The sequence below is a fragment of the Priestia sp. P5_B4 genome, from assembly GCF_056400385.1.
This window is the reverse complement of record NZ_JBFULJ010000379.1, coordinates 1-3,566: the sequence shown is the minus strand read 5'-3', so window position 1 is coordinate 3,566 and position 3,566 is coordinate 1. Positions and strand designations below refer to the sequence as shown.

Sequence of the window (3,566 nt, the reverse complement as noted above, 5' to 3'; positions counted from 1 at the left end):
TCCTTCAACTAACCTACTTTTATCCCAGCCTCTTTTTACTCTTATCGTTTTACCAGCCTCGACTCGCTCCACCGCCTCCAGAGCTGCCGCCTCCCCCTCCGCGAGGACCGCTGCCGCCGTTGCCACCGCCACCGCCTCTTCCTCCAAACATCACAAGGAAGTTTAGCAGAAATTGTGTAATCGCTCCTTTAAAAAAGACGAAGTCGAGAATAAGAAAGCCCACAATAACAGCTGCAATCAGCAGCGTTTGAAGGGTTGAGAAATGAACAACGCTATCGGAAGGCGGAGATGCTTTTGGCACTTTTTGTTCAAAGTCTGTTCCTAAATCATACTCTTTCACGACTTGGTTATAAACAGCTTTGTATGTGCTTTCTAGCGCCGTATCGTATTTGCCATTTTTTAAGTTAGGAATAGCATAAGAATCTAAAATTTCTCCCGATTTGATATCGGTGATAGCTCCTTCTAACCCGTATCCTACTTCGATTCGAATTTTTCGTTCTTTTTTAGCGAGTAAAATAAGAACGCCATTGTTCAGCTTTTTATCACCGAGTTTGTACTTTCGAAACGCTTCATTCGCGTACTCTTCTACATCCGCATCACCTAATGAATTCACGGTAAGAATCGCTACTTGAGCTTTCGTTTCATCATCCAATTTTCTGCCCATTTGATTTATTTCAGCTTTTTCCTGATCGTTTAATAGATGGGCAAAATCTTGAACGTAAATATCGCCTACCGGATTTGGAATATCAGGTGCAGCAAAAGCAACGCTTACCGTATTACATAAAAGAGACAATAATAAAGCAAACGAAGCAAGAAATTTCATCACTTATCGCTCCCAAAATCAACTTTCGGCGCTTCTTTTTCTTCATTTGTTACTTCAAAATATGGCTTTTTTTCAAAGCCGAACATACCCGCTAACATGCTTTTAGGAAATCTCTTAACTGATTTATTGTATTTTGCAACTTCATCGTTATAGTCTTTACGCGCTACAGCGAGTCGATTTTCCGTTCCTTCTAAACTGTCCATTAAGCTTCTGAAGTTTTCATTCGCTTTTAAATCCGGATATTTTTCAACCACTACGAGCAGGCGGTTTAATGCGCCGCTTAACTGTTGATTAGCATCAGCTTTGTCTTCAGGAGTTTTAGCTCCCGCTAGCTGTGCTCTTGCCTGAGTGACTGAATCAATTGCTTCCTGCTCATGCTTAGCATAGCCTTTGACCGTTTCCACTAAGTTCGGAATTAAATCAGATCTTCTTTTTAGTTGATTATCTATTTGGGAAAATTTATTATCTACATCTTCCTGTGCGCTAACGAGACTATTGTAAGAGCTCACTCCGTAAATCACAACAATTCCTAACCCTAAAATCACAACAATCGCTATCCCAATGAGCGTAGCGATCAAGCCTTTGTTCTTCAATATACTACCTCTTTTCTTCATCAAAATTATGTATCTACTTACTAGTACGAATCACGCTCTAAAAAGATTCATTTTTTACCAATTTTTTATGTTGAACGTATAAGTAAGACGTCTCCTAGCATTCAATCCTTCTATAAGGTGAAATACTTTTCTCTACCTAGTCTTTCTATCAATTAGCACTTGTAACCTTCTCGATTTTATCTTGTTTCACAATAGAAAAAAAGGAATACCTCTTGGCTATTCCTTTTTTGGCTTAAGACCATCCTTCAATTTTGTATGCGACTCGGTGAAATTCAGGAACCGTTACAAATTGATAGTCGTTTTTTATTAAATACTTAATAAGTTTCGGCAATGAAGTAACAATTTGATCCCGCGCTCCGCTGCCGTATCGATCCCCATCATGCATAACAATAAGATTCTTTTCTTGTAAATTTTGAATCGTATATTTGCATATGGCCAATGGATCTTCTTCACGCCAATCCTGGCTATCTACATTCCATAGAACAGACGTCATTCCCAATTCCTTAATAGCAGCAAGAGCCGTATCATTTATTGAACTGTAAGGTGGACGAAATAGCTTGGGCGAATGAGCTATTATTTTCTCTATTTGAGCATTTGTAGAAGTAATTTCTTTCCATAATTCACGTTTAGAAAGAGTTGTAATATCAGGATGACTCCACGTATGATTGCCAATTACGTGCTTTGCTCTATGAATACGTCGGATCAGCTTCGGAAATTTTTCCGCTTCTGCACCTACGACAAAAAATGTCGCACGTACATTATATCTTTTTAGAATTTTTAAAATAGCAGCCGTGTAGGCTGAGGGTCCATCATCAAACGTTAACGCAACATATTTTGGTGAATTTTGATTCATATGTTCTCTCCTTATATAAAATAGATATAGAAATAAACCCCTCACTTTGTGGGTGTAAGCTGAGGGGCTTTTACGGCGAGATAATTTTTAAGAGATGATGTTATATCTTTTTCTGCATGTAATACTGCTATAGGTAATAGATTTGTTCAAAAGAACTCGCCAAGTAGTCAAATCCGCGAGACCGCAGTGTTTCGAACTGCTGAATAATTTTTATTCTTTCCTCTGATCCTCCTGGGAGATCGTAAAGTTTCGTCACGGGCTGGCCACTATTTAAATATTCAATAATTCTAAAAAGCATGACGCGAAAAGCATGTTTAAATTCCTTATATTCATCAGGAAAACGCTTCTCCAGCGCTTTATATTCAACTAATGTTTGATGCATATGCATAAACGAAAGCTCTTTCCATTCGAGAGATAGAATAAGAACGTCTATATTCGGATGTTTTTTCACAAAACGATAGTGATTTCCCCACTGCTCTTTCACTTTCCGCTTCGATATCCCATGTTCCTGATGATAGGCAACCGTAGAGGGATCTAAAACAAACTGCACGCCATTTTTATACAATCGATATCCAAGCTCCCAGTCTTCTGCTCCGTAGCCAACAAACGTTTCATCAAAAAGACCGGATTTTTTTAAGTTTGCTTTTCTTACTGATACATTTCCACTTAAAAATGCGATATAAGGTAGCGTAAATCCCTCAAGTCGCTCTCCGAAATGTTTTAGCCCGCTGTTAAGGAAATAACGATTAGGAAATGATAAACGTTGAAAACGGTTTGTATCAATATCTTCTTTTGTTACAAGAGGACAAGGAACATTTGAATACTGCTTCGTTTGTTCATAGTTTTCATACAATCTTCTATACTCAGGATCCCTGCCGACCAGTTCTTTTAAGTGCGCCATTTGATCTTCATTATAGTCTGGCATAATAAACGTGTAGACTCCTTCATAATGCATAGCTCCGGTAACCACAAGATCGGATTCATGCACATGATGTTTATAGTGATTTTCAATAAAAGCAGGAGGAGCTAGCATCTCCCCATCTAAAAAGATTAAAAGATCTCCTTCAGCATGGTTAATTCCTATATTGCGCACAGATGAGCGCCCTTTATTTTTTTTCATGCGAATATATTTAAATTTAAACGGGACATCAGCTTCTTTTACAATGTTAGGTGTGTTGTCAGAAGAAGCGTCATCCACTAGAATGACTTCATACTGAGCGTGGGGAAACGTTTGTTTAGATAAACCGTAAAGCGAAAGAGAGGTTTGGTGGTATTT

General features: G+C 38.4%; 4 protein-coding genes. All 4 read right to left on the bottom strand.

Annotated elements, in window-relative coordinates:
- Positions 1-49 precede the first annotated feature (49 nt).
- Positions 50-823, bottom strand: coding sequence for a TPM domain-containing protein (locus tag AC1DRF_RS19680; protein WP_427075869.1), 774 nt, complete (start codon positions 821-823; stop codon positions 50-52).
- On the bottom strand, positions 823-1,416 hold the full coding sequence (locus AC1DRF_RS19675; RefSeq protein WP_230183321.1) for a LemA family protein: 594 nt from the start codon (positions 1,414-1,416) through the stop codon (positions 823-825). Before AC1DRF_RS19675 ends, AC1DRF_RS19680 begins: the two co-directional genes overlap by 1 nt.
- Positions 1,417-1,669: 253 nt before the next feature.
- Positions 1,670-2,290, bottom strand: a complete 621-nt coding sequence (locus AC1DRF_RS19670; protein WP_427075868.1) for a polysaccharide deacetylase family protein — start codon at positions 2,288-2,290, stop codon at positions 1,670-1,672.
- Between the two features lie 127 nt (positions 2,291-2,417).
- A partial coding sequence (locus tag AC1DRF_RS19665; RefSeq protein ID WP_477741466.1) for a glycosyltransferase family 2 protein occupies positions 2,418-3,566 on the bottom strand: 1,149 nt, incomplete at its 5' end.

Bases quoted from the DNA above. Each gene is read 5' to 3' on its own strand.
- AC1DRF_RS19680 (WP_427075869.1), bottom strand. From the start codon at position 823: ATGAAATTTCTTGCTTCGTTTGCTTTATTATTGTCTCTTTTATGTAAT.
- AC1DRF_RS19670 (WP_427075868.1), bottom strand. From the start codon at position 2,290: ATGAATCAAAATTCACCAAAATATGTTGCGTTAACGTTTGATGATGGA.